Origin of the sequence: Paenibacillus dendritiformis, assembly GCF_021654795.1 — a bacterium.
Lineage (GTDB): Bacteria > Bacillota > Bacilli > Paenibacillales > Paenibacillaceae > Paenibacillus_B.
The window spans coordinates 6,090,217-6,115,988 of sequence record NZ_AP025344.1 but is presented as its reverse complement, the minus strand read 5'-3'; the positions used below and the strand labels follow the sequence as shown (position 1 = coordinate 6,115,988).

The window sequence follows — 25,772 nt, the reverse complement described above, 5'->3', positions numbered from 1 at the left end:
ATGGCGATCCGGTTGCGGAAGCATATTTTGCCCCATGCCGTGCTTGTTCTGTTCTCCATCCTCTTTCTGTTTCCGTTTTTGTGGCTGGTGATGACCTCGTTGAAGACGCCGGACGAGATCTTCCGGCTGCCTCCGCGCATTTTGCCTGAGACCTTTCAATGGTCGAATTATAAAGCGGCGCTTGAGGGCATTCCGTTCACCCGCTATATGATGAATACGTTCCTTATCTGCGCCCTCAATATTATCGGGCAATTGTTCTCGGCTCCGCTGGTGGCTTATTCGATATCCCGGATCCCGTGGTGCGGGCGAAACATCATTTTCTCGATCGTGGTCGCCACGATGATTCTGCCGGCGCAGGTGCAGATGATTCCGCAGTATATCATTTTTACGAAGCTGGGCTGGGTAAATACGATTCTGCCGCTTACGATCGGAGCGTTCTTCGGGGCGCCGTTCTTCATCTTCCTGCTGCGCCAGTTCCTGATGGGGGTGCCGGCGGAGCTGTCCGAGGCGGCGAAAATTGACGGGGCTTCCGAGCTCCGCATCTACGCGAAGATCATTCTGCCGATTCTGAAGCCTGCTTTGGTCACCGTGGCCTTGTTTTCCTTTGTCTGGTCCTATGTTGATTTTATGGGTCCGCTGATCTATTTGAATGACTCGGCCAAATGGACGATAACGGTCGGCTTGCAGAGCTTCCAGCAGGATCACGGGGCCCAGTGGGAGAAGCTGATGGCGGCTTCCACGATTATGGCGGTGCCGATGATTCTTCTCTATTTCTTCGGGCAGAAATACTTCATGCAATCCGGTTCGGCCTTAACCGGCTTTAAATAATGGGAGGGATGTCGAAATGAGTAAAACCATCGTAGCGATTATCGGCTGCGGAACGATTGCCAATAGCGCCCACATTCCGGCGTATGTGGCCAATCCGGATGCCGAGATCAAATATTTCTGCGATATTCGCAAGGATCGGGCGGAGCAAGCGGTCGAGAAATACGGCTGCGGGATCGCGATACACGATTATCGCGCGATCCTGGACGATCCGGACGTCGAAGCCGTCTCCATATGCACCCCGAATCATTGCCACGCCCGGATCGCGATCGATTGCATGCGGGCGGGGAAGCATGTGCTCTGCGAGAAGCCGGCCGCCCGCACGTACGAGGAAGCGCTGGAGATGCAGAAGGTGCAGCATGAGACCGGGATGACGCTGAACATCGGCGTCGTGAATCGGTTTAATACGGGAGTAAATATTATTAAGAAGATGATCGAGGACGGAGAGCTGGGCGATCTCTACCACGTATACGTCAGCTTCCGCGCGCAGCGCTCGATTCCCGGACTGGGGGGCGACTTCACGACCAAGGCTGTCGCCGGCGGGGGCGCGCTGATTGACTGGGGCGTGCATTTTCTCGACATCGTCATGTACTGCGCAGGCGATCCGGAGCCGCAGACGGTGACGGGACAGACGTATTGCAAGCTGGGCAAGGATATGAAAAATTACTCCTACCTCAACATGTGGGCGGGGCCGCCCAATTATGAGGGGACCTACGATGTCGACGATTTCGTCACCGCCATGATTCGCACGGCGGGGCCTTCGATTACGGTCAACGGCGCTTGGGCGCAAAATATCGGGGTCGACGAGATGTATATCGATTTCCTGGGCGACAAGGCGGGCATCCGGTTGCAGTACGGCGCCGAGTTCACGATCTACAGCGCCAAGCATGGCGCCCTGCTGGAGAGCACCCCGAAATTCACGAAGACCGATCATTTCCGGAACGAGATCAACAGCTTCCTCGCCTGCGTCAAGTCGGGCGAGCGGCTGCCGTCCCATATCGATACGGTCATCCTGACGGCCAAAATGATTCAGGCCATCTATGATTCTTCGGAGCAAGGGCGAGAGATTTCATTCGCGAAAGAGGGAGCGCGGGCATGAAGAAGATCGGGTTCATCGATTATTATTTGGACGAATGGCATGCCAACAAGTACCCGGACTGGATTCGAGCCGCTTCCGGCGGAACGATGGAAGTCGCATATGCTTACGGGATGAAGGATGCCGAACGCGGGTTGACCAACGCGGCATGGTGCCGGAAGCATGGGATCGCCTTGCGCCATACGGTGGAAGAGGTCGTGGCGGAGAGCGATTATCTCATCGTGCTGTCGCCTGACAACCCCGAGCATCATGAAGCGCTCGCCGAGCTGCCGCTGGCATCGGGAAAGCCGACCTACATCGACAAGACCTTCGCTCCGGACCGCGCTGCTGCGCTCCGCCTGTTCGAGCGGGCTGAACAGTACGGCACGCCGATGTACTCCTCGTCGGCCTTGCGGTTCGCGGCGGAATACCGCGAAGCCGAGCGCTCCGGAATCGAGACGATCTGCACCTGGGGTCCCGGCGCGTTCGAGAATTATTCCATCCATCAGATCGAACCGATCGTCTCGCTGATGGGAACGGAAGCGAAGCGCGTCATGTTCGTCGGGACCCAGATCGCGCCTGCGCTCCTGATCGAATTCAAGGATGGCCGGCAGGCGACGATGCATCATCTGGGCAGCGATTGTCCGTTCACGACCGCGGTTGCCTACGATTCGGGGAGCTGCCGGATCCTGAAGCCGGAATCGGATTTTTTCCAGCTGTTTATTCAGGAGCTGGTTGCCTTCTTCGAGACGGGGCAGGTCCCGGTTCCTTCCGCCCAGACCATCTCCGTCATCACCATCATCGAGTATGGCTTGCTGGCAGCCCGGCGGCCTAATGAGTGGGTCGAACTGTCATAGGTGCTGTGGAGGGAGCAGCTTGGAGCAGCTTTAGATCCGTTATAGGAGGTGTTCAATATGTTCATGTTCCGCCGGCGCCGCTCGTCCCGCCAAGCGGGAATCCGCCTGCTGGCACTATCCGTCCTCTTCTGGCTGCTGCCTGCCGGAAGCGGGCAAGCCGCCGGGCAAGGTGAACAGGGTTCAGGAGCGGCCCTTGGGTTAGGCAAGGCTTCGGCCTTGGCGGGGCCGACCATTCAGGTGGATCCGGGGTTCCGTTATTATCAAGAGCGCTCTGCGGCGAGCATCGCCGACGAGATTGTGCAGAACGGGTACAAGTCCGTCCGGTATTTCGTCGTGAATGAGAATCATGTTAACCGCGAGCTTGTCGAGGCTTTTCAGGAGAGAGGGCTGTTCGTCTGGGCGCTGGTCCTCGGCAACGGATCTTACTCGGTCGAAGGCTTCCCGGGCGATTGGCCGAGCTGGCAGATGGAGCTGTTGACCCCGGCCAATGACGGGTACTACCGCTTCTCCCCGCACAGCGAAGCTTATGTGCAGTGGAAGAAGGAAAAGCTGGCGAGCCTGGTCCGGGATATCCCGTTCGACGGCATTGAAGTCGCGGAGCCATACTTCCCGGAGTGGGACGGCATCGATCGCGGCGTATACGGCGATGTCGGCCCGCTGGCCCAAGCGGCCTTCCGCGAACAGTACGGATATGACCGCATTCCGAATTTCACCGATCCGGATGATCCCGACTTCTATCTGACGAATGTCGAGCTGTATGAGGATTGGATCGAGTTCCGGGTCGAGGCCGTCAACCGCTTTCTCGATGAACTGATGAACGGAAAAGGCGGGGTCCGGGACGCAAGAAAGGATATTCTCGTCGCGACTTGGTCGCTCGCGATCGACGCGGGCCCGGATTCGGTGGAGGCGCTGCGCGAGATGCAGGGCCTCGATGCCGCAGAGATGATAGCGGCGGTCCGGCCGGATCTGCATATCCTGCAGACGCACTGGCCCGACTGGATTAAGCCCCAGGACGCGCTTCCGCCGCAGTATATCCGCAGCTATCAGAGCTTCGTCGATCAGATTCGCTCCGTTCATCCGACGATTCCGCTTGGCGTCCAGGCCGACATCGGGTCGTCGCTGGCCATGGTGAAGGACCGCGCTTGGTACGACTCGTTCGGCCGCGAGGCGGCGCAGATGGGGTTCCGTACTTGGACGGCCTATGAATATCATCTCGGCAAATATATGTACGAGGAAGCGCCCGTTCCGGTCACCGTGGCCCGCCCGCGGCATGACAAGGCAGTCATCTCGTTCCAGAAGCGAATCGACGAGTCCTCCGCCAAGCTTCCCGGCAGCCTCCATATCATAACCGAAGAGGGGGAGACGCCCGTCTCTCCGGAGCATGTCACCGTCGACGGCAATAGGCTCATTATCGAATGGGATCGGCTGCCGAAGAAGGAATTCCGCCTGCGGATTCAACACGCGACGGACACGCCCTCCTACTGGCTGTACAACAAGGATCAGCGGGCGAATGCAATTAAGGCGGATACCATTGTGACGGTAGGGAAGAAGAATCATTAACTGAATCGGATGATAACCGTCCACTCCCGGGATGCAGGATCGTTTTCGGGGGTGGTCGGTTTTTTTACACACAATCGTTCTTTTGCCTGCCATAGAAGGGATTATCACAAATACGCCTAGTTCGCATTTCCGGGCTATGGTTTCGATCACCGCCATGCTTTGGATTATTGGTATGTTCGAGATTAGAAAAAATTTGAATGTCGCGATTTGGATGTTGATCCTTTTTGCGTTCATGTTTATTTTGACCGTGGAACTTTCTAAAGTAAGTTAGGTCGTTGGAATAAAAATTTTATATTTTTGACGTGACTTGGCCGTGATCCCTCACGGCTATTTTGTGTTCTTATTACTGATCAACTTGATTCCTTGATGTAGCTTTGGCTCTCAAGGCCTCTTTTTGCACAATTCTTGATAGTATTTTATGGAAAAACATAAAGAAAAAGTAGATCTCAACCGCTTCCTTTTGCGGTAATGCTATGCCTTTTCTCTTCCAGCTCAAGTTTAATTTTTAAGCTTTTGTGAACAATGGCACAAAGTTCGCAATTTGCTCACTCTATTCTGATAAGATGTGATTAAAGTCACATTAGCCCTGCCTGTCATCTGACAAAATAACACTGAGTCCTGTAACGTTTGTCATTGATCAGGCTGTTCCTCGTAACGCAGTCAACGGCTTATGCCAGGCGCATAGGGCGAAGACGGCTGCCCGAACCGTGCTGGCAGGGCCTCGAAAGAGGATGTTCAAAAAGTTAGCTTCTGAGTTACATAGTGTTCCAAGAGGCACCCTTTTTTGAACTCCCCATAATAAAGAAAGGTGGAACGAAAAAATGGATACGCTAATCTTATCACGCATCCAGTTTGCGTCGACGACGATTTTTCACTTCTTCTTCGTCCCGGTATCCATCGGGCTGGCGCTGCTGATTGCCATTATGGAGACAATGTACGTCGCCAAGGGCAATGAAGAGTATAAGAAAATGGCCAAGTTCTGGGGTAAATTGTTCCTTATCAACTTCGCCGTCGGCGTCGTGACCGGTATCATTCAGGAATTCCAGTTCGGCATGAACTGGTCCAACTACTCCCGCTTCGTCGGAGACGTGTTTGGCGCCCCGCTTGCCATCGAGGCGCTGCTTGCCTTTTTCATGGAGTCTACGTTCATCGGGCTCTGGATCTTCGGTTGGGAGCGGCTGAGCAAGAAGGTGCATTTGCTGTGCATCTGGCTTGTGGCAATCGGAACGACGATGTCCGCTTTCTGGATTCTCGCGGCCAACTCGTTCATGCAGCGTCCGGTCGGCTTCGCTATCAACAATGGCCGGGCCGAGATGAATGATTTCTTCGCGCTGATTACGAACGGCCAGTTGCTGGTGGAATTCCCGCATACGGTGCTGGGCGCATTTGCGACAGGCGCCTTCCTCATTACGGGTGTCAGTGCGTATAAGATGCTGCGTCGCCAAGACTTTGAGTTTTTCAAAAAATCCTTCAAGCTGGGTATCGTGGTCGCCTTGATCTCGTCGTTCCTGGTCGCGATCTTCGGCCACCAGCAAGCGCAGTACTTGGTGCATACACAGCCGATGAAGATGGCTGCGGCCGAGAGCCTGTGGGAACGCAGTGAGGACCCGGCGCCATGGACGGTTATCGCGTCGATTGATCCGGACAAGCAAGAGAACAAGATGGAAGTGAAGATTCCATACTTGCTTAGCTTCCTGTCCTACAGCAAATTCTCCGGAGACGTCAAGGGGATGAAGGAGCTGCAGGCAGAATACGAACAAACATACGGACCTGGCGATTATATTCCGCCGGTGCGCACGACCTTCTGGAGCTTCCGCATCATGGTCGCTGCCGGCTCGCTGATGATTGTGCTTGGCTTGTACGGTGTCTACTTGATGGCGCGCAAGAAGCTGGATCGGAAGAACACATGGTTCATGCGCTTCATGCTGTATGCCATCTCGCTGCCGTTCATTGCCAATACGGCGGGCTGGATTATGACCGAGATCGGGCGCCAGCCGTGGACTGTATTCGGGCTGATGACGACGGAAGACAGTATCTCGCCTAGCGTATCGGGAGGCTCGGTGCTGTTCTCCCTGATTGCCTTCTCTGCCATTTACACGGTGTTAGCTATCGTGATGGTCTACCTGTTCGTACGCGTAATCAAAAAAGGACCGAACGAGGATGTTACTGTCCGCGTGTCTCACGATCCATTCGATAAGGAGGAACGTCATGCTCTCACTCAATGAATTATGGTTCGTTCTTGTCGCTGTGTTGTTCGTCGGCTTCTTTTTCCTCGAGGGCTTCGACTTCGGGGTTGGCATGTCGACTCAATTCCTGGCTCGCACTGATGGAGAGCGCCGGGTGCTAATCAACTCCATTGGCCCGTTCTGGGATGCCAATGAAGTCTGGCTTCTGACCGCCGGCGGGGCGATGTTCGCCGCCTTCCCGAACTGGTACGCGACTTTGTTCAGCGGCTATTATGTGCCGCTCGTCGCGGTGCTGCTTGCGCTTATCGTGCGCGGCGTCGCTTTCGAATTCCGGGGCAAGGTGGACAGCGAGCGTTGGAAGAAAACATGGGATCTGGCTATTTTCGTCGGCAGCCTGCTGCCTCCGTTCCTGTTCGGCGTCGTCTTCGCCGGGCTGATTAAAGGCCTTCCAATCGATCAGCAGATGGAGATGAAAGCCGGCCTGTTCGACATGGTGAATCTCTATACCTTAGTAGGCGGCATTACCGTTACGGTGCTCTGTCTCGTGCATGGCCTTATGTTCACGACGCTGCGGACGGAGGGGGATCTGCAGGCGCGCGCACGCCGTCTCGGCCGGAAGCTGATGATTCCGCTCGCCGCGCTGCTCGTCTTGTTCGCTGTCATGACCTACTTCATGACCGACGTGTTCCAGGTTCGCGGAGCCATCCTGGCTGTCATCGCCGTCCTTGGTCTAATCGTCTTCCTGCTCGCCGGATACTTCATGAAGCAGAAGAAGGACGGCTGGGCATTCGGCATGACCGGAGGCATTATTTTGCTCTCGATCGCATCCGTCTTTATCGGCTTGTTCCCGCGGGTGATGATCAGCTCCATCAACAGTGCATTCGACCTGACGATTCATAATGCGGCTTCGGGCGCTTATTCGCTCAAAGTGATGACGATCGTAGCGGTGACCTTGCTGCCATTCGTGCTCGGTTACCAGATTTGGAGCTACTTCGTCTTCCATAAGCGCGTGAACGAGAAGCAGCATCTCGAATACTAATGGGCAAGAATCTGTTCGGCTACCAAGGGATCAAGCCGGTTCTTGCCAGTCTGACCGCCATTGCCCTGGTGCACACCCTATCTATTATTATGCTGGCCATCTGGCTGGCAGAAGCAATTTCCGCCCTGTTCGCCGGGGCGGCATGGCAGGAACAAGCCGGCAAGATCGGGCTGTTCCTGCTTGCTTTTATCGTGCGCCAGTTGACGGCACTGCTGCAGCAGAAGGTGGCTTACCGATTCGCCGAGAAGACCGGCGCCAGCCTGCGGAGCCAGCTGCTGGAGGCGCTGTTCCGCCTCGGGCCGCGGCATACCCGGACAGAGGGTACGGGCACGACGGTAACGCTTGTGCTCGAAGGGGTCGGGAAATTCCGCAAATATATGGAGCTGTTCCTGCCCCGCATGATCGGAACCGCAGTGACGCCCGTGCTTATCCTCGCGTACATTGCGACCCAGGATATCGTCGCCGCCCTGATCTTGGCAGTGACGATGCCGATTCTTATCGCTTTCCTTATTCTTGTCGGGCTGGCCGCGCGCAAGCAGACCGAGAAGCAGTGGGCGTCGTACCGGCAGCTGTCGAACCATTTCGTGGATTCGCTCCGCGGCCTGGAGACGCTCAAGTTCCTCGGACGCAGCCGCTCGCACGGAGATACGGTCTCGAAGGTGAGCGACCGATACCGCTCGGCCACGATGCGGACCCTCCGCGTCGCCTTCTTGTCCTCCTTCTCCCTGGACTTCTTCACGATGCTGTCCGTCGCATCCGTGGCGGTCAGCCTTGGGCTGCGTCTCGTGGACGGGGACATGATGCTCGTTACCGCGCTGACGATCCTTATCTTGGCGCCGGAATATTTCCTTCCCGTCCGCATGGTCGGGGCCGATTACCACGCGACGCTGGACGGGAAGGAAGCAGGCGAGGCGATGCAGGCCATTATCCGCGCGGGAGCGCAGTCCGAGCCGGCGCCTGCCTCGCAGGCATTGCCGGCCTGGACGCAGGATAGCGTGCTGCAAATGACCGGCATCGGGATGCGGCATGAGGAGCAGGGCCCATCCTCGCTTCAGGGGATTCATCTGGAGATTCAAGGCTTCCGCAAGGTTGGCATCATCGGCGCGAGCGGGGCCGGCAAGTCGACGCTGATCGATATTATCGGCGGCTTCCTGCATCCGACAGCGGGAACGATCCGGGTGGACGGACAGGAACGGGCATCGCTGACCGGAGAGGACTGGCGGAAGCAGACGACGTACATTCCTCAGCATCCTTACATTTTCAGCTCCTCGCTGGCGGATAACGTCCGCTTCTATGCTCCGGACGCGACCGATGACAAGGTCGCGCGGGCGATGGCCGCCGCGGGGCTGAGCCGGTTGGCGGAACAGCTTCCGAACGGTCTGGACGAGCGCATCGGCAATGGAGGCCGTTCGCTCAGCGGCGGGCAGGAGCAGCGGGTTGCGCTGGCGCGGGCATTTCTGAGCAGCCGGCCGGTTATGCTGCTTGATGAGCCGACGGCGCATCTGGATATCGAGACCGAGTATGAACTGAAGTCGACGATGCTGGATCTGTTCCGGGATCGGCTCGTCTTCCTGGCCACGCACCGCCTGCACTGGATGCCGGATATGGATTGGATTATTGTCCTGCAGGACGGCAAGGTGGCGGAGACGGGGACCCATGAGCAGCTGCTGGCCAAGCGGGGGGCCTACTACGACATGATTTGCATGGAAGGGGAGGAGACGCTATGAACCGCGAAGGCTGGATTATGCCGTATATGCGGCGCTATGCCGGACGCTTCGCCGTCATTATCGCCCTGGGCGTGCTGACGGTGCTGTGCGCCTCCTCCTTGACCTTCACGTCAGGCTATCTGATTTCGAAGTCGGCTCTGCGCCCGGAAAATATTTTGCTCGTCTACGTGCCTATCGTGCTTGTCCGGACGTTCGGGATCGGGCGGGCTGTGGTCCATTATGTCGAACGTCTGGTCGGCCATGATGCGGTGCTGCGCATTTCGTCCCAGATGCGCGAGCGGATGTACCGCATCCTGGAGCCGCAGGCGCTGTTCCTCCGCTCCCGCTTCCGGACGGGGGATCTGCTCAGCACGCTGGCGGATGATATCGAGCAGCTGCAAAATGTCTACCTGCGCACGGTATTCCCGGGCGCGGTGGCGCTCGTCGCCTATGCCGCCTGCATCGCGGCGCTCGGCTGGTTCGATCTGCCGTTCGCGCTCTTCATCGGCTTGCTGCTGCTCTTGCTGATCGCGGTGCTGCCCTGGGTGTCTCTGCTGATTACCCGCACCTGGCAGACCCGCATCAAGCAGGAGCGGAACGTGCTGTACCAGCGGCTGACCGATGCGGTGATGGGGATGAGCGACTGGGTCATTAGCGGCCGCGCTTCCCGGTTCACGGCCGAATATGAAGAGGGCGAGCAATCCGTCGCCCGCATGGAGCGCCGCCTGAACGGCTGGGCCCGGCTTCGCATGCTGCTGGGACAGTGCGTCGTCGCGGCCGTGCTGGTGCTCATGCTCTGCTGGTCAGGAGGCCAATATGCGGACGGGCGCATCGCTGCCACCTTAATCGCGGCGTTCACCCTGGTCGTATTCCCGCTAATGGACGGCTTCCTCCCCGTATCGGAGGCGGTGGAGAAGCTGCCGCAGTACCAGGATTCACTGGATCGGCTCGCGAAGCTGGACGGGCCGGCCGCCGAGCAGCCCGTTCGTCCGGCGCCGGAAGCGGAGCTGCAGACGGCCCTGGCGTCCGGTGAGGCGCATATCCGGCTGGAGCAGGTCCGCTACCGCTATGACAAGACGGCCGCCTGGACGCTGGACGGCTTGTCGCTCGATATCCCGCAAGGACGGCGGATCGCGGTCATCGGCCGCAGCGGAGCGGGGAAATCGACGCTGTTGAAGCTGGTGCAGGGGGCCTTGGCGCCGGATGAAGGCCAAGTCTTGCTGAACGGCATCCCGGCAGCTTCATATGGGGAACATATCCCTGAGATGATTGCGGTCTTGAACCAAAGCCCGCATCTGTTCGACACGACGGTGGCGAACAATATCCGGCTGGGCCGCCCGGATGCCTCGGACGAGGACATCCGCCGGGTCGTCCGCCAGGTCGGCCTGGAGACGCTTGTCGACTCGCTGCCGGACGGCTATGACACCCGGATGCTGGAGACGGGCGGACGCTTCTCGGGCGGAGAACGGCAGCGGATCGCCTTAGCCCGCATCCTGCTGCAGGATACGCCGGTCGTCATTCTCGACGAGCCGACCGTCGGGCTCGATCCGCAGACCGAGCGCGCCCTGCTGGCCACGATGTTCGGCGCGCTGCAGGGCAAGTCGCTGCTCTGGATTACGCATCATCTCGTCGGCGTGGAGCAGATGGACGAAGTCATCTTCATCGAGAACGGCCGCATCGAGATGAGAGGGCCGCATGCGGAGCTGCTGGAGCGGTACCCGCGCTACCGCAACCTGTATCATCTGGATCGGCCCGCGCTTTTGTCGCGGTTATAGGGGCTGCGTGATTGCGGTTCTGCCCCCATGCGGAAATCCCCCGAGACCCTGTCATCTCGGGGGATTTGTTTATGCCGGGCTGGGGGGGGTGGGATGGAGAAGGCGCGTGGAGGAAGCAGCGCCTGACGGATGATAAGGAGAGGCGGGAAATCCTGCGTAAATGCAGCAATTTACGCGAGATGAGCTGAATTTGGCTGGTATTGCTGCAAAAGTGCATCATTTTCGCCGGTTACGGCGCTGATTGGGGGCGAAGCGTCCGAAATCCTGCAGTTTTGCAGGAATTTTTTTAGCGAAGTAGACGCGAGATGAGAATGCTGCATTTTTGCAGCTTTGCGCAAGGCGAGCAGTGAGAGAGCGTAGGGTCGTGGTGATTGCAGAAGCGCCGGACAAGAAAAACGAGTTTGATAGTTACATCGAATAACCGGGTAAGCACGATATCATGAGCAATCGAACCACCAGTCACATCGAATAACCGGATAAAGCACGAGATCATGAACAATCGAACCACCAGTCACATCGAATAACCGAACAAAGCACGATATCATGAGCAATCGAACCACCAGTTACATCAAATAGCCGAACAAAGCACCAAATCATGAACAATCGACCTACAGTTACATTCAACAACCGAATCAACCAATCACAACAGGCAACCCAACAAGGCGGCATATCGGAAACTAGAGCAGAACCAAAGAAAGCGTGGTCTACTGGTGACGTGGGCTACCGGTGCTCGGGGCAAAGAAAAACACCCTTAGCGGGTGTTTGGCAGATTATTGCAGAGGGAGCTCCTTCTCGAACAGCAGGTAGCCCCTCGGGATCTCGCCTTGAAAAGTGTAGCCCTCCGCCCGGTAGAAGGCGTTCAAGGCCGGAACGCCCGCCTTGCAGTCCAGGCGGAGCCGCCGCTTGCCCGGGAAGCGGATACCGGTCTCGACCCAGCGGAGCACCGCATGTCCCAGCCGGCTGCCGGCGAGGGCGCGGTCGATGGCCAGACGGTGCAAATAAATGGACTCGTCATGGCCCGCTTCGCCCTTGTCGCCCAAGCTGCTCCATAGCTCCCGGTCCCAGGCGCTCGGCTGCTGAAGCAGCATGACGACGGCCGCCGGAACACTGCCGCGCTTGAAGACGAAGACGTCTCCCTTGGCGATGGAATCCGCCATCCCGTGAACATCGACGCCCTGCAGCAGCTCATTCCATTGCGTCGAGCCTTTGCTGTTCAGCCAGGCGGCTGTGCGGTACAGCAAGGACATAATCGCCTCGGTATCGGCGGTCTCGGCTTGCGATGCGTAGATATCGTCCTGAACCCGTTCCTCGATAATCCGGAATGTTTTCATAGGTGGCCATCCCTCCATCCAATTTCTTTTGATTTCTTTTTTTTCGACGTGAAGTGCCCGGCTTCCTGCCGGTCACGATCGGCTGCAGTGCCCGCCGGAGCGGCGGATCGCCGTTCCTCCGCCAGACGCCCTCCGGAATCCAGTGGATTCTATAGGCAAAAGATGAAATATTCAAGTCTTGATTCCCTCACAAGTTGTAACTATAATTGTTACAATTGCAATTTTATAGAGAAAGGTTGTCATACATGAATCCTGGAACAAATCTGAATGCTTCCGTGGCGGCCGTCCCGCGCAAGCGGAGACTCGCGATCGCGCTCGTGCTCGGCTCGATGACGGCGATCGGGCCGTTGTCGATTGATATGTATTTGCCGTCGCTGCCGATGCTCGCCGCCGATCTGCAGGCAAGCACCTCCTTGACTCAGCTCAGCCTGACGGCGTGCCTGCTTGGTCTGGCGCTCGGGCAGCTGGTCATGGGGCCGCTCAGTGACGCGCGGGGCCGCCGCGGCCCTCTGTTGGCGTCCCTGACGGTGTACGCCGTCGTCTCTTTCTTGTGCGCCGTTGTTCCGTCCATGTGGGGCTTGATCGCCCTGCGCTTTCTGCAGGGAATGGCCGGCGCCGGCGGGATCGTTATCGCGCGGGCGATGGTGCGCGATCTGTACTCTGGCTCGGAGCTGACGAAGTTTTTCTCGCTGCTTATGCTTATTAACGGGCTGGCGCCGATCGCCGCTCCGATCATTGGCAGCCAGCTGCTCAAATTTACGTCATGGCACGGCGTATTTACCGTGCTGGGCGCATTGGGGCTGCTGATGATCGCTGCGGCTTACTTCGGGCTGGCGGAGACGCACCCGCCGGAGCGGCGCTCGTCCGGCGGCGTCCGGACGACCTTGTCCACTTTCGGGGGACTGGTGAAGGATAAGGAATTTATGGGCTATGCCTGCACGCAAGGGCTGGTCTCTGCCGCCATGTTCAGCTATATCTCCGGCTCTCCTTTCGTCCTGCAAAATATTTATGGCGCATCGCCCCAGGCGTTCAGCCTGTTCTTCGCGCTCAACGGGTTCGGTCTTATTTTGGCGACCCAGATTACGGGACGGCTGGCTGCGCGCCATGGCGAAATGCGGCTGTTCATCGCAGGGCTGATCCTGTCCTGCGGCGGGAGCCTCGCGCTCCTGGCCTCGATTCTGCTGAACGGGCCGCTCTGGTCGGTTCTGCTTCCGCTCTTCGTGTCGGTATCCAGCACGGGGGTCGTCAATACCGCCGGCTTCTCCCTTGCGATGCAGAACCAGGGCAAGACGGCCGGGAGCGCCTCGGCCATGCTCGGCTTGCTGCCCTTCATCGCGGGCTCGGCGGCGGCGCCGCTCGTCGGGATTGCCGGCAGCGATACGGCCGTGCCGATGGGCGTCGTCATCGCCTGCTGCGGGCTTGGGGCAGCCGGCTGCTATCGGCTGCTGATCCGCCGCTAACCCGCCACCGCACAATCATTTATCCCCGGTCCATCGTTGGGCCGGGGATTTGTCGCATATGGGGGAGCTGCGTTCAGGCACCGCAAGTTCCGGAGATGATCTGATCCCGCTTGCCATAAAAGCCGCCCAGCTCGCTCTGCTCATACGTATAACCGGTCCGAATCAGGAGCGCCTCCCGGCGATGATCGGCGATGAGCTGCAGTCCGACCGGAAGCTGCTCCTGCTTCGTAATGCCGCAAGGCAGGGTAAGGGCCGGCATGCCGGTCATATTGAAAATCTCCGTGTAGCGGGTCATCGCGTCGAAGATGCTCTCGGTATAGGAGCCGAACGTGACGGATTCGACCCCGATGCGGCGCGGAGGGATCGGGAGCGTCGGCGTGGCGAGCACGTCGACCTGCTTGAAAATCCGCTTGAAGGCCTGAGTGTATTCTTCTTTCTTCTGAAGCGCGGTAAGGTACTGGAGGGACGTAATATCGAGCGACGCCTCCAATATCGCGCGCACGTCGGCCCCCATCTCCGCCAGACAGCAGGCGATATCGTGGCGGTGGACATATCCGGCTTCGGCTGCGGCAATGATCAGCCCATATTCCTGATAACCGTACAGGAACGAGGTATCGACCTCGACGCTCACGGCGCCGAGCCTCTCAAGAACCGCCAGGGCTTCCTGATACAGCCTCAGCGTTTCCTCCTCAATATGCTCATTGAAAAAATTCACCGGGACGCCAATGCGCATGCCGCGAATAGTGTCGATCAGATGGCGGGAGTAGTTTTTGCTCCCGGTAAGCGCGTCCATCATGATCGCGAGGTCCTCCATGTTGGCGGCAAGCGGGCCGACATGATCCATCGTCCACGAGACGAAATCGACGCCGGATGTCGAAAGGGTCTCATAGGTCGGCTTCAGCCCGGCAATGCCGCAGGAAGCGGCCGGAATCCGCACGGAGCCCCCGGTATCCGTTCCGATGGAGGCCACGGACAGATTGGCGGCCACCGCCGCTGCGGAGCCGCCGCTCGACCCTCCGGGAGAATATTCGATGTTCCATGGGTTACGGACCGGCCCATAGTGCGGATTATTGGACGTGATGCCGAGCGCGAATTCATGCATATTGTTTTTGCCCAGCATGATCGCCTTCTCCTTATTCGCCCTGCGGATGACGGAAGCGGTCCGTTCGGGAACGAAATTGCGGTAGATCTCGGAACCGTTCGTCGTCCGGACGCCCTTGGTGGCCAGATTGTCCTTATAAGACAGCGGAATCCCGAACAGCAGCCCCGGATTCTTGCCGCGGTTCCATTTCTTCTCCAGCCGCTTCGCCTTCTTCAGCGCGCGTTCCTTCGTAACCGTAATAAAGGCGTTATATGCCGGATCGCAATGTTTCATTTCTCTTAAATATTCGCGGGTGACTTCTACGGGAGAAAATCGCTTGTTCTTGTAGCCGTTCAACAGCTGCCGAATCGATTTTCGCTTCAATCTCATCCTCTCCTTCTGCATATGCGTGGCGGGACGGCGAGGCTGCCGCTTTCCATCATTCCGTTATCGAGAGACAGCCTGTCTTCTTGTATCCTGTCACAGTAGTATGCTAGAGAAGAGAGAAGAGTGTGGGGGGTAGACCGCATCGGTAGGCGGCTTGGAAAAGTTGGGTTCGGCAATCCTGCTCTATCAGGCGAAGAAAAAGTGAAATTGGAAAACGGAGCGGCTGCCGGCCCAGCAAAAGCCCGGCCTCTCCCGGCGGGAGGAACAGTCACGGGAACCGCCGTCATCATCCATTGCCACGTCGGCAGGAAGCCGTATACCGCCTCGCCGAGCGTGAGCGCCGTCAAGGCGAGACCAGGGCGGCCCGGCGCCCGATGCGGCTGGTTCGAAGGGAAATACGTGTCATCATTCGTTGTTGTCCAATCCTCCTGCTGCATCAAGAAAAAATAACCCAATCTTATGCAAACCTTCACATATTGTCGAGCGCAATTCCCAATCTATGCTAGAATGAGTGTACGATAACGAGCCAGCATACGGTTGTGCGGCATACGGGTATCGTTCCGCGCCCGCATGGCGGCTTCATATGATACGGAAGGCAATGGCAGGCCTAGGCGAGGGCTTGTCAACTGTCGGGATGGAAGCGCTTGCCGCAGGCGGGGTACAGGAACCGCCTCAGGACTGCTTCGCGCAGCATGGCGATTCCGTCCCGGCTTGGGAAGGAGAGTGTACATGAGAAAAATACTATCATTTCTGCGGCCCTATCGGGGGCCGATGAGCTTCGCGCTTGCGCTCATGCTGGTGGAGCTGATCGTGGATCTGTGGCTCCCGCTGCTCATGGCTCGAATTATTAATGAAGGGATTGTCGCCCATCATCTTCCCGCGGTTATGAAGTGGGGAGGACTGATGGTCGGCTTGGCGTTGTTCGGCTTCGTATGCGGCATCGTCAACTCGTACTATGCGGCGCATGTCAGCCAGAACTTCGGCTATGATATCCGGAAGCACCTGTTCGAGAAAATTCAGTCCTTCTCGTTTTCCAATTTCAGCCGCTTCCCGACGGCGACGCTGATTACGCGGGTGACGTCGGACGTGACGACGATGCAGAATGTCGTGTTCATGGGATTGCGCATCATGATGAGGGCGCCGCTAATGATGATTGGCGGCCTCGTGATGGCGCTTCTGGTCAACTTCAGGCTGGCGCTGATTCTGGCCGTCGTCACGCCGGTGCTGTTCATCTTGCTCGTCTGGCTGATGAATAAGGCGTTCCTCCTGTTCCGCTCGGTGCAGGATCGCCTGGACCGGGTGAATGGGGTGCTGCGCGAGAACCTGTTCGGCATGCGGCTCATCAAGGCGTTCGTTCGCGACAAGCATGAAGTCGAACGGTTCGAGGAGGCGAACGGGCGGCTGATGGATCGGACGGTCGCCGCGCTGCGCCTGATTGAGTTTACGGTTCCGATCCTCCTGCTGCTGATGAACGGAAGCATCCTGTTCGTGCTGTGGTATGGCGGGCTGGGCGTGCAGAGCGGCAGCACTGACCTCGGCGAAGTCGTGGCCATCGTCAATTATACGACGCGGATTACGGGAGCGCTGTCGATGGTCTCCATGATTATGATGAATCTGTCGCGCGCCAAAGCGTCCGCCCAGCGGATAGCCGATGTGCTGCAGAGCGAGGTCGACGTGACGGATGCGGCCGATGCCGATCCGGATGCGGCGGTAAGCGAAGGCCGCGTGGAATTCCAGAACGTCACTTTCCGCTATCCGGACACCGAGGCACCTGTGCTGCAGGACGTGTCGTTCACGGTACGCTCGGGCGAGACGATAGCGATCATGGGAGCGACCGGCTCCGGGAAATCATCCCTGTTCCAGCTGATTCCCCGGCTGTACGATGTCAGCGAGGGACGCGTCCTGCTGGACGGAATGGACGTCCGCCGCATGACGATGGAGCAACTCCGCCGCCACATCGGTTATGTGCCGCAGGAGGTCATGCTGTTCAGCGGCACGGTGAAGGACAATATCCGCTGGGGCAAGCAGGATGCCTCCGATGACGAGGTCATGGAGGCGGCACAGCGCGCCCAGATTCATGACACGATTATGAAGCTTCCCCGCCAATATGACACGATGCTCGGGCAGAAGGGGATCAATCTCTCCGGTGGACAGAAGCAGCGGCTGTCGATTGCCCGGGCGCTAACACGGAAGCCGAAGCTGCTCCTGCTGGATGACAGCACGAGCGCGCTGGATGTGAAGACCGAGGCGCGGCTGCTGGAGGCATTGGGGGCTTATCCTTGCACGACATTGATTATTACGCAGAAAATCAGCACCGCTCTCCAGGCGGATGCCGTTATTCTCATCGATGACGGACGCATTTTGGATCAGGGAAGCCATGACGAGCTGATGCGCCGCAGCGAGCTGTATCGGCGCATCGTGCAGTCTCAGTTCGAGCGAGGGGAGGGGGTTCCATGCTGAGACTGAAGCTGCCGGAGAAGCCCGGCATGGCCGCTGCGGACCGGGCGGGAGGCAGAGCGGCAGCCGGCGATCCTTCGAAGAAGAAGCCGCGGGCCAAGGACTGGTCAGGCACCCTGCTGCGCATATGGCGTTACATGTCCGGCCACACAGGACTGCTGGCCCTTATTTTCCTTATGGTATTGCTGACGTCGGGGCTTGGCTTGCTCGGTCCCTTCCTGGTCGGGTATGCGATCGACTATCATATCAAGACGCAGGAAGGCGGCAACTTTCTGCTGCTCCTCGTCCTGCTCGGCGTCGTGTACCTGCTGTATTCGGCCGCGCTCTTCCTGCAGAACTACTGGATGATCGGCGTCGCCCAGAAGGCGGTCTATGCGATGCGCTCCGACCTGTTCGGGAAGCTCCACACGCTGCCGGTGGAGTTCTATACGAAGCGGCAGTATGGCGAGCTGATGAGCCGGATTACGAACGATATCGACAATGTGAGCCAGACGCTGAACAGCTCGTTCATTCAGCTGTCCTCCAGCATTCTGACCTTTGTCGGCATGCTGACCTTGATGCTGTGGCTGAGCCCGCTGCTGACGCTGATCACGTTGACGATCGTGCCGCTTATGTTTCTCGGCATGAAATGGATTACGCGACGGACCGGACGGTTTTTCAAGGAGCAGCAGCGCAATCTCGGGGAGATGAACGGGTTCATCGAGGAAACGTTCTCGGGGCAGAAGATCGTGAAGAGCTTCTCGCAGGAGCAGAAGGTCATTCAAGAGTTCGCCGAGAAGAGCGAACGGTTGAAGGCTTCCGGGTATTGGGCCCAGACGTATTCAGGCTTCATTCCGAAGCTGATGAACGTGCTGAACAATATGAGCTTCGCCATCATCGCGGGAGCGGGCGGCCTGTTGGCGCTCCATGGGCTCATCTCGATCGGGGTCATCGTGACCTTCTCCGAGTACGCGCGGCAATTCACCCGGCCGCTGAACGATCTGGCGAACCAGTTCAATACCTTCCTGTCCGCGATTGCCGGGGCGGAGCGGGTCTTTGAAGTGCTGGAGGAGCGCGAGGAGGGGCAGGATGAGCAGGATGCGATCCGGCTGGAGCGGGTGCGCGGCGAGATCGAGTTCGTGGATGTCTCGTTCGCCTACGAGAAGGACGGGCGCACCTTGAGGGACGTCTCCTTCCGGGCGGAGCCCGGCCAGACAGTTGCTCTGGTCGGGCCGACCGGAGCGGGCAAGACGACGATTACCCAACTGCTCAGCCGCTTCTATGACTATGACAGCGGCCAGATCTATCTCGACGGCGTCGAGCTGTCCGACATAGACCGCAAAAATCTGCGCAGCCATATGGGCTTCGTGCTGCAGGATTCCTTCCTGTTCCAGGGCACCATTCGCGACAATATCCGCTATGGCCGATTGGACGCCACCGACGAGGAGGTCGAGCAGGCCGCGCGGCTGGCGAACGCCCATTCATTTATCAGGAAGCTGCCGCAGGGGTACGAGACGGAGCTGAGCCAGGACGGCAGCGGCATCAGCCAGGGCCAGAAGCAGCTGCTGTCGATCGCGCGGGCGGTGCTGGCGGATCCGGCCATTCTCATCTTGGACGAAGCGACCAGCAGCATCGACACGATTACGGAGATGAAGATACAGGACGCGCTGTACCGGCTGATGGAGGGGCGAACGAGCATCGTTATCGCGCACCGCCTCAATACGATTCAGCAGGCGGATTGCATCCTCGTGCTGGAGGACGGGCGCATCATCGAGCAGGGAAGCCACGAGTCGCTGCTGCGGCAGCAGGGCTTCTATCACGGCTTGGTGCAGAGCCAGTTCCGGCGGCAATCGGGATAACCGCCGTTGCACCGATTCCGATCCCTATGGAAGGGAGGTCCTGTCCTCGACATGAATTCGACAGTCGCAATTCGGTTGGCCATCATCATTATCGTGTGTTACTCGGTTGTCACCATCGTGGATTTTATCGAAAAAGACAGGTACGAGGAAATAACGGACTCTCAGATTCGGGATATCGTGGCGGCCGAGGAAATCACCATTTTGGCGGAGAAGCGGTTAAATGACCGGGAGAACCCGGCCGCTCTTATTTTTTATGAAAAGGGAATCTAAATCGGTACCTATAGTGTTTTCAACAGAAACGGAAATATCGAGTATGCGAAGACGCTGACGACACATAAAAGCGGGGGTGAGCCGGTAGAGAAGCTTGGCGCTCATGGGGGATTTTCCTATGTTATGCTCAAGGTCAATGATAATCGCATACGGGAAAACATGAGCAGAATCGTAGTTGCGTTTGGCGCCGAGGCGGAGGCCGCCACCGAAGCAAGCTCTCATCGCAGCAGTTATATTATCGTCCACGATCCGCCCGAAAAGGGCCGAATAGCGGACAGAAGCTCAGACATTCGGATTTATGCTTCAGATGGGGCGCTGCTGTTCTATTCGGATTGAGAAGCAAAGCGCAGCATGGTACAGGAAGGTGCTTGAGCGAAGGTGGCCTCAAATCGTCAGAATGCTAATGTTCGTGCTCGTATTGCTGGTTGCTGGGCTGAGCGGGCGGAGCTGGATCGGCCGGCAATCTCTCGCTGACGGAGGCGCTCAGCAGCGAGCTGAGGCATGTCAATGCGATCGCTCTCCAGTATGGGGATGACAACCGTTGTCCTGGACAGATCCTGCCGAGATTCTGCCCGGATTCGCGGCGGAATAGCTTCAAGGGTACTGACGGATGAGCAGTACCCTTCTTTGGCGTGCGCGGGGGTTATGCCGACCGGGAAGGTCGCTTCTTCGCCTTGCGGGCCGCTGGCAGGTTCGTGACGATGACGCCGCCGAGGATGGCGATGCCCCCGAGCACATGATAGGGTTCGAGGCTCTCATGAAGGAACAGGACGCCGGCGACGATCGTAATCAGGGTGGCGACATGGCTGAACACGCTCATTTTGGCCGCCTCGAGGACGGACAAGGCATAGTTTGACATGAAGGACGTAACCAAGGAAGAGAGAATGCCCAGATAAAGGACCGACAGCAAATACCGCGTTTCTGCCATCGGAGCCAACCATGATGACAAGGTGCCCTCGGCAAGATGAGAGCCGATGGACAGTACGTTGAACGCGATGAAGCCGAAGCCAGTCATGACGTAGGTCAGCAGCGGCAGCGAATACGCCTTGGTCAAGGAGCGCGCGAATATATTGTACAGCGCGGCGCACAGGGCGGATAGCAGAATCAGTGTGATTCCGATGAGGCTGAAGGTGTCTCCGTTCATTCCTCCCATGAGCAGCATGAAGATGACGCCAGCCGACGATACGGTTAGCGAGATCTTTTGCGTAAGGGAGGAGCGCTCGCGCAGCAGGACAGATGCCAGAAAGACGGTCATGATCGGCACGGTCGCCTGGACGATGCCGGCTTCGGACGAAGTCGTGTAGACGAGGCCGAAGGTCTGAAAGACAAAGAACCCGGCCGGATAGAGCAGCGCCAGCGGCATAATTTTGAGCAGATCGGACCAGCGGATGAAAAAGGACGGCCGCTTCACGGCAAGAATCAGCGTGGCGGCGGCAAAGGCGATCGTAAACCGGTGAGCCAATACGTCAAGCGGATCGGCGCTCTCCAGCGCTATCGTGACAAATAGGAACGAAAAGCCGATAATACAAGCATAGATAAGCGCGGCTGCGTAAGCTTTGATCAAGTGTTGCTTCATACTTGTTTCCCTCCTGTCTTGTGCCTTTATTGTACGGAGCGGGAGAAGAGGCAACAATAGCCGTATTCGCGTTCTGTACCGATACAGATAGGAGTGGGACCGTGACCAAATATGAAGCCATCATGCGGGACATCAAGCGGCGAATCGAGGAACGTTCCTTGCGGCCGGGGGAGAAGCTGCCGTCGATTCGCGCCTTGGCCAAGACCTTCCAGTGCAGCAACAGCACGGTGATTCATGCGCTGCAGGAGCTGGAGACGGAGCATGTCATCTACTCCATTCCGCGCAGCGGTCATTATGTCCTGAACAAGGCGCAGCCGCTGGCGGCCGAGGATGCGCAAGGCTATGATTTCGCCGCCTCCGCGCCCAATGTGCGGCAGTTTCCGTATGTTCATTTTCAGCATTGCATCAATCAGGCGATCAATCTGTATCAGGATGAATTGTTCGTATACGGGACGCCGAACGGGCTGCCCTCCCTCATTCGGGCGGTGCGCGCCCAGCTGGAGTCGTATCAGGTGTTTGCGAGCGAGCGCAATATCGTCATTACGTCCGGAGTTCAACAGGCGCTGGCCTTGCTCAATGCGATGCCTTTGCCGAACGGGAAGACGAAGGTCGTCGTCGAGCAGCCCGGATATCATCTGTTCCTGGCGCTTCTCAAGCTCCGCCGGACGCAGGCGATCGGGGTGAAGCGAACGGCCCGCGGAATCGATCTTGCCCGTCTGGAAGCGTTGTTCCAACGCGGGGATGTCCGCTATTTTTACACGATGCCCCGCTTCCACAATCCGTTGGGGACCTCACTGAGCAATGCCGACAAGCAGCGGATCGTCGAGCTGGCAGAGCGATACGACGTCTATATTATCGAGGACGATTATTTGGCCGATTTCGAGCAGGATGCGGGTCAGATGCCGATGTACTACTACGATACGAATCAGCGGGTCATCTATTTGAAAAGCTACTCCAAAATCATGTTCCCCGGACTTCGCGTCGGCGTCGCCGTGCTGCCGGATGCGCTTGTCGGCTCCTTCCAGCAGCACAAGCTGACGACCGATATCGACAGCTCGATGATCTCCCAGGCCGCTCTGGAGCTCTACATCACCAGCGGCATGTTCCGGCGGCATCGCGACGAGGTAAGGGAATCGTATATCCGCAAATCGAGACGGCTGTATGCTTCCTTAGGCAGATATGTGGAGCCGTTCCTGAAGCCGGGGACGTTCGTGCATCCCTCGTCCGTCTGCATGAAGGCGCATATCGTGCTGCCGAACCGGATCGATATGGGGGCGCTGCTGCGCAAGCTTCGGCAGCGGCATTTGTTTGTGGGGGACATGAAGGAGCATTATCTGGAGAGCTGCTACCCCGAGAAAATCATGAAATTGAATGTTTCCAAAGTGGCGGAGGAACGGATCGAATCGGGCGTGGCTCTGATTGCCGACGAATTGAGCAGGGGGCTGCACGGATAATGTAGTACAGCGAAGCAAGCCTTCGCAGATGAATTTCCCGGTATCCGAATGAACCGGTCCAAGCCCGTTCCGAAATATAGACTGACGAACGATGGCGTGAATTTCGCGTTCGCCTTTTTTTGATCGGCGGTGACGTTCCAAAAAAAATAGGCTCGGGAAATGATAAAAATCATTTGACACCGTTTCCAAAATAGAATAAACTGTGAACTAAGTTAATGATGTTGCGGAGACATGGAGATCTACTTGCAGACGCGCTGATCGCTCTCTACATTTGGAGAGTTATCGCGTGGATGGATAGGTAGGTCTTTTTTGCGTTCCCGTCGAATAATGCTTTTCATTGACTAGAAATGAAGGGGGACTTGGGATGTCGGCATTTTGGGGGGAACTGATTGGGACGATGATTTTGATCGCGCTTGGAGGAGGTGTATGCGCGGGCGTATCCTTGAAGCGGTCCTATGCGGCGAATTCGGGCTGGATCGTCATCGCGATGGGCTGGGGGCTGGCCGTCGCGATGGCGGCCTATGCGGTCGGTCCGATCAGCGGGGCGCATCTGAATCCGGCGCTGACGGTAGGAATGGCTCTGATTGGCACGTTTCCTTGGGCGGATGTGCCCGCCTATATCGCAGCGCAGCTTCTCGGCGCCATGGCGGGAGCGGCCCTCGTGTATTTGCATTATTTGCCGCATTGGAAGCTGACGGAGGACGCGGCCGCCAAGCTGGGCGTCTTCGCGACAGGTCCGGCGGCGCCGCATCTTTTCGGAAATCTGATGAGCGAGATTATCGGGACGTTTATTCTCGTTCTCGGCATTTTGGCGATTGGCGCCAATGAGCTTACCGCCGGGCTCGGCCCGTTCATTGTCGGCTTTCTTATTGTGAGCATCGGCTTGTCGCTGGGCGGAACGACCGGGTACGCGATCAATCCCGCGCGCGACCTCGGCCCGAGAATTATGCATATGCTGCTTCCCATTCCGGGCAAGGGCGGCTCCAATTGGGCATATGCCTGGGTTCCTGTTGCAGGCCCGATGATTGGGGGCGCATTGGGCGGACTCTTCTACAAAACGGTGTTCCTCGGGCAAGCGGATACCCTCGTCTGGGTCGTATCCGGCATCGTTCTCGTCATCGTGATCATTGCATTGCTCACTTCCCGGCGAGACGGCAAAGTATCGGCCGAGGCGAGATTATAGGCTTCAGCGCAGTTCATTATATGGAATGGAGGAATCGGTGATGGAGAAGTATATTTTATCGATTGATCAGGGGACGACCAGCTCCAGGGCGATTTTATTCAACAGATCCGGCGAGATTATTCATATGGCCAAAAAAGAGTTTACGCAAATTTTCCCTGAACCGGGGTGGGTCGAACATAATGCGCAGGAGATTTGGGGGACCGTGCTCGCTGTCATTGCGACTTGTCTCATTGAATCGGGCGTGAAGCCCAGCCAGATCGCCGGCATCGGCATTACGAATCAACGCGAGACGGCCGTCGTTTGGGATAAGGAGTCAGGCCGCCCTATCTATCATGCGATTGTATGGCAATCGCGGCAGACGAAAGCGATCTGCGACGAGCTTCAGGCGGCGGGGCATAGTGAGCTGTTCCGCTCCAAGACCGGGCTGCTGATCGATTCTTATTTTTCCGGCACGAAGGTGAAATGGATCCTTGATCATGTCCCGGGCGCCCGGGAGAGAGCGGAACGCGGGGAGCTGCTGTTCGGCACCATCGATACCTGGCTGATCTGGAAGCTGACCGACGGGGAAGCGCACGTGACGGATTACAGTAACGCGTCCCGCACGTTGATGTACAACATCCATGAGCTGAAATGGGACGACGAGCTGCTGGAAATTCTGGATATTCCGAAGCAGATGCTGCCTGAGGTGCGCTCCTCCTCCGAGATCTACGGCCAGACGGCCGACTATCATTTCTTCGGCGAGCGGGTTCCGATTGCCGGCATCGCCGGAGACCAGCAGGCCGCCCTGTTCGGGCAAGCTTGCTTCAAGCCCGGCATGGCCAAAAACACGTACGGAACCGGGTGCTTCATGCTTATGAATACAGGCGAGCAGGCCGTTCAATCCTCTCATGGACTGCTGACGACGATTGCGTGGGGGATTGACGGCAAGGTGGAATATGCTCTTGAGGGCAGCGTATTCGTGGCCGGTTCGGCGATACAGTGGCTGCGCGATGGCCTCCGCATGTTCAAAGACGCCGCCGACAGCGAGCAATATGCGAGCCGCGTCGACTCGACCGATGGCGTATACGTCGTGCCGGCCTTCGTCGGGCTGGGAACGCCATATTGGGACAGCGAAGTGAAGGGCGCCGTCTTCGGCTTGACGCGCGGCACGTCGAAGGAGCATCTGATTCGGGCGACGCTGGAGTCTCTCGCTTATCAGACGCTGGATGTGCTTCAGGCGATGGAGGCGGACTCTTCGATAGAATTGACGACGCTGCGCGTGGACGGGGGCGCGGTGCAAAATAATTTCCTGATGCAGTTCCAGAGCGATATGCTGGGCGTGCCGGTGGAACGCCCGCAAGTCAGCGAGACGACCGCGTTGGGAGCCGCTTATCTCGCAGGGCTTGCGGTCGGCTACTGGGAGAGCCGGGAGGAGATCGACTCGCTCTGGAGCGTCGAGCGCGACTTCCAGCCCGCGCTGCCGGAGGAGCGGCGGGAAGCGCTGTATGGAGGCTGGAAGACGGCCATTGCGGCGACCAAAGCATTCAAATAAAAAGCCGGGTGTCGCGGGGAGACCAAAGACATCTGACATCTTAGGGATCAGGGATACCGGGGGATATCACGGCGATCATCACAGGGCAAATTCGCAGAATTTAGGGATATCCGCCGGGGAAATGGGATATCTCGTTCATATTGGAATCATTGCGTACAAGTTAATACTATCAATCAGTTGG

20 protein-coding genes are annotated in these 25,772 nt (G+C 57.8%); 17 read left to right on the top strand and 3 right to left on the bottom strand.

Translation table 11 applies throughout. The annotated features are described in order from the left end of the window. The 8 genes from L6439_RS27130 to cydC all read left to right on the top strand — a co-directional run bounded on the left by L6439_RS27130 (position 1) and on the right by cydC (position 11,023). Positions 1-828, top strand: a complete 828-nt coding sequence (locus L6439_RS27130) for a carbohydrate ABC transporter permease (protein ID WP_213470930.1) — start codon at positions 1-3, stop codon at positions 826-828. Positions 829-844: 16 nt separating this feature from the next. Beyond that, positions 845-1,924, top strand: a complete 1,080-nt coding sequence (locus L6439_RS27125) for a Gfo/Idh/MocA family protein (protein ID WP_168181122.1) — start codon at positions 845-847, stop codon at positions 1,922-1,924. Continuing rightward, positions 1,921-2,757: a Gfo/Idh/MocA family oxidoreductase gene (locus L6439_RS27120; protein ID WP_213470928.1), complete on the top strand. Its 837-nt coding sequence runs from the start codon at positions 1,921-1,923 to the stop codon at positions 2,755-2,757. The genes L6439_RS27125 and L6439_RS27120 overlap by 4 nt, the downstream gene beginning before the upstream one ends. A 57-nt stretch (positions 2,758-2,814) precedes the next feature. Beyond that, a complete protein-coding gene (locus L6439_RS27115) occupies positions 2,815-4,317 on the top strand; it encodes an N-acyl-D-glucosamine 2-epimerase (protein WP_213470926.1) in 1,503 nt (500 codons plus the stop codon). Positions 4,318-5,138: 821 nt separating this feature from the next. Continuing rightward, positions 5,139-6,542 (top strand): cytochrome ubiquinol oxidase subunit I, encoded by a 1,404-nt coding sequence (locus L6439_RS27110; protein WP_213470924.1) that lies wholly within the window; start codon positions 5,139-5,141, stop codon positions 6,540-6,542. Next, on the top strand, positions 6,526-7,542 hold the full coding sequence (cydB, locus tag L6439_RS27105) for a cytochrome d ubiquinol oxidase subunit II (protein ID WP_213470921.1): 1,017 nt from the start codon (positions 6,526-6,528) through the stop codon (positions 7,540-7,542). Before L6439_RS27110 ends, cydB begins: the two co-directional genes overlap by 17 nt. Continuing rightward, positions 7,542-9,269, top strand: coding sequence for a thiol reductant ABC exporter subunit CydD (gene cydD / locus L6439_RS27100; protein ID WP_213470919.1), 1,728 nt, complete (start codon positions 7,542-7,544; stop codon positions 9,267-9,269). The genes cydB and cydD overlap by 1 nt, the downstream gene beginning before the upstream one ends. Next, positions 9,266-11,023 (top strand): thiol reductant ABC exporter subunit CydC, encoded by a 1,758-nt coding sequence (gene cydC / locus L6439_RS27095; RefSeq protein ID WP_213470916.1) that lies wholly within the window; start codon positions 9,266-9,268, stop codon positions 11,021-11,023. The genes cydD and cydC overlap by 4 nt, the downstream gene beginning before the upstream one ends. Before the next feature lie 770 nt (positions 11,024-11,793). Here cydC and L6439_RS27090 read toward each other — a convergent pair. Then, positions 11,794-12,354, bottom strand: coding sequence for a GNAT family N-acetyltransferase (locus tag L6439_RS27090; RefSeq protein ID WP_213470914.1), 561 nt, complete (start codon positions 12,352-12,354; stop codon positions 11,794-11,796). A 245-nt stretch (positions 12,355-12,599) separates the two neighbouring features. Here L6439_RS27090 and L6439_RS27085 point away from each other — a divergent pair, with 245 nt between their 5' ends. After that, the gene (locus tag L6439_RS27085; protein ID WP_168181130.1) at positions 12,600-13,814 is read left to right on the top strand and encodes a multidrug effflux MFS transporter; all 1,215 of its coding nucleotides are present in this window, start codon (positions 12,600-12,602) and stop codon (positions 13,812-13,814) included. Between the two features lie 73 nt (positions 13,815-13,887). Here L6439_RS27085 and L6439_RS27080 read toward each other — a convergent pair whose 3' ends face one another. Next, the gene (locus tag L6439_RS27080; RefSeq protein WP_237096667.1) at positions 13,888-15,285 is read right to left on the bottom strand and encodes an amidase; all 1,398 of its coding nucleotides are present in this window, start codon (positions 15,283-15,285) and stop codon (positions 13,888-13,890) included. 198 nt (positions 15,286-15,483) lie between these two features. Here L6439_RS27080 and L6439_RS27075 point away from each other — a divergent pair, with 198 nt between their 5' ends. From L6439_RS27075 to L6439_RS27055, 5 genes are all read left to right on the top strand, one after another. Further along, a complete protein-coding gene (locus L6439_RS27075) occupies positions 15,484-15,732 on the top strand; it encodes a hypothetical protein (RefSeq protein ID WP_213470912.1) in 249 nt (82 codons plus the stop codon). Positions 15,733-16,011: 279 nt separating this feature from the next. Next, on the top strand, positions 16,012-17,742 hold the full coding sequence (locus L6439_RS27070; protein ID WP_213470910.1) for an ABC transporter ATP-binding protein: 1,731 nt from the start codon (positions 16,012-16,014) through the stop codon (positions 17,740-17,742). Further along, a complete protein-coding gene (locus tag L6439_RS27065) occupies positions 17,736-19,577 on the top strand; it encodes an ABC transporter ATP-binding protein (protein ID WP_420540571.1) in 1,842 nt (613 codons plus the stop codon). Before L6439_RS27070 ends, L6439_RS27065 begins: the two co-directional genes overlap by 7 nt. A gap of 51 nt (positions 19,578-19,628) precedes the next feature. After that, a complete protein-coding gene (locus L6439_RS27060; RefSeq protein ID WP_213470908.1) occupies positions 19,629-19,847 on the top strand; it encodes a hypothetical protein in 219 nt (72 codons plus the stop codon). A 159-nt stretch (positions 19,848-20,006) separates the two neighbouring features. Further along, positions 20,007-20,183: a hypothetical protein gene (locus L6439_RS27055; RefSeq protein ID WP_237096666.1), complete on the top strand. Its 177-nt coding sequence runs from the start codon at positions 20,007-20,009 to the stop codon at positions 20,181-20,183. 307 nt (positions 20,184-20,490) lie between these two features. On the opposite strand, the gene L6439_RS27050 is transcribed toward L6439_RS27055, so the two are convergent. After that, positions 20,491-21,423: a DMT family transporter gene (locus tag L6439_RS27050; RefSeq protein ID WP_213470906.1), complete on the bottom strand. Its 933-nt coding sequence runs from the start codon at positions 21,421-21,423 to the stop codon at positions 20,491-20,493. A 101-nt stretch (positions 21,424-21,524) separates the two neighbouring features. Here L6439_RS27050 and L6439_RS27045 point away from each other — a divergent pair, with 101 nt between their 5' ends. The 3 genes from L6439_RS27045 to glpK all read left to right on the top strand — a co-directional run bounded on the left by L6439_RS27045 (position 21,525) and on the right by glpK (position 25,591). Further along, a complete protein-coding gene (locus tag L6439_RS27045; RefSeq protein WP_213470904.1) occupies positions 21,525-22,877 on the top strand; it encodes an aminotransferase-like domain-containing protein in 1,353 nt (450 codons plus the stop codon). 364 nt (positions 22,878-23,241) lie between these two features. Continuing rightward, positions 23,242-24,060 (top strand): MIP/aquaporin family protein, encoded by an 819-nt coding sequence (locus L6439_RS27040; protein ID WP_213470902.1) that lies wholly within the window; start codon positions 23,242-23,244, stop codon positions 24,058-24,060. Positions 24,061-24,100: 40 nt separating this feature from the next. Further along, positions 24,101-25,591: a glycerol kinase GlpK gene (gene glpK, locus L6439_RS27035; protein WP_168181137.1), complete on the top strand. Its 1,491-nt coding sequence runs from the start codon at positions 24,101-24,103 to the stop codon at positions 25,589-25,591. Positions 25,592-25,772: the final 181 nt, after the last annotated feature.

Bases quoted from the DNA above. Each gene is read 5' to 3' on its own strand.
- L6439_RS27130 (WP_213470930.1), top strand. From the start codon at position 1: ATGGCGATCCGGTTGCGGAAGCATATTTTGCCCCATGCCGTGCTTGTT.
- L6439_RS27125 (WP_168181122.1), top strand. From the start codon at position 845: ATGAGTAAAACCATCGTAGCGATTATCGGCTGCGGAACGATTGCCAAT.
- L6439_RS27120 (WP_213470928.1), top strand. From the start codon at position 1,921: ATGAAGAAGATCGGGTTCATCGATTATTATTTGGACGAATGGCATGCC.
- L6439_RS27115 (WP_213470926.1), top strand. From the start codon at position 2,815: ATGTTCATGTTCCGCCGGCGCCGCTCGTCCCGCCAAGCGGGAATCCGC.
- L6439_RS27110 (WP_213470924.1), top strand. From the start codon at position 5,139: ATGGATACGCTAATCTTATCACGCATCCAGTTTGCGTCGACGACGATT.
- cydB (WP_213470921.1), top strand. From the start codon at position 6,526: ATGCTCTCACTCAATGAATTATGGTTCGTTCTTGTCGCTGTGTTGTTC.
- cydD (WP_213470919.1), top strand. From the start codon at position 7,542: ATGGGCAAGAATCTGTTCGGCTACCAAGGGATCAAGCCGGTTCTTGCC.
- cydC (WP_213470916.1), top strand. From the start codon at position 9,266: ATGAACCGCGAAGGCTGGATTATGCCGTATATGCGGCGCTATGCCGGA.
- L6439_RS27090 (WP_213470914.1), bottom strand. From the start codon at position 12,354: ATGAAAACATTCCGGATTATCGAGGAACGGGTTCAGGACGATATCTAC.
- L6439_RS27085 (WP_168181130.1), top strand. From the start codon at position 12,600: ATGAATCCTGGAACAAATCTGAATGCTTCCGTGGCGGCCGTCCCGCGC.
- L6439_RS27080 (WP_237096667.1), bottom strand. From the start codon at position 15,285: ATGAGATTGAAGCGAAAATCGATTCGGCAGCTGTTGAACGGCTACAAG.
- L6439_RS27070 (WP_213470910.1), top strand. From the start codon at position 16,012: ATGAGAAAAATACTATCATTTCTGCGGCCCTATCGGGGGCCGATGAGC.
- L6439_RS27065 (WP_420540571.1), top strand. From the start codon at position 17,736: ATGCTGAGACTGAAGCTGCCGGAGAAGCCCGGCATGGCCGCTGCGGAC.
- L6439_RS27060 (WP_213470908.1), top strand. From the start codon at position 19,629: ATGAATTCGACAGTCGCAATTCGGTTGGCCATCATCATTATCGTGTGT.
- L6439_RS27055 (WP_237096666.1), top strand. From the start codon at position 20,007: ATGAGCAGAATCGTAGTTGCGTTTGGCGCCGAGGCGGAGGCCGCCACC.
- L6439_RS27050 (WP_213470906.1), bottom strand. From the start codon at position 21,423: ATGAAGCAACACTTGATCAAAGCTTACGCAGCCGCGCTTATCTATGCT.
- L6439_RS27040 (WP_213470902.1), top strand. From the start codon at position 23,242: ATGTCGGCATTTTGGGGGGAACTGATTGGGACGATGATTTTGATCGCG.
- glpK (WP_168181137.1), top strand. From the start codon at position 24,101: ATGGAGAAGTATATTTTATCGATTGATCAGGGGACGACCAGCTCCAGG.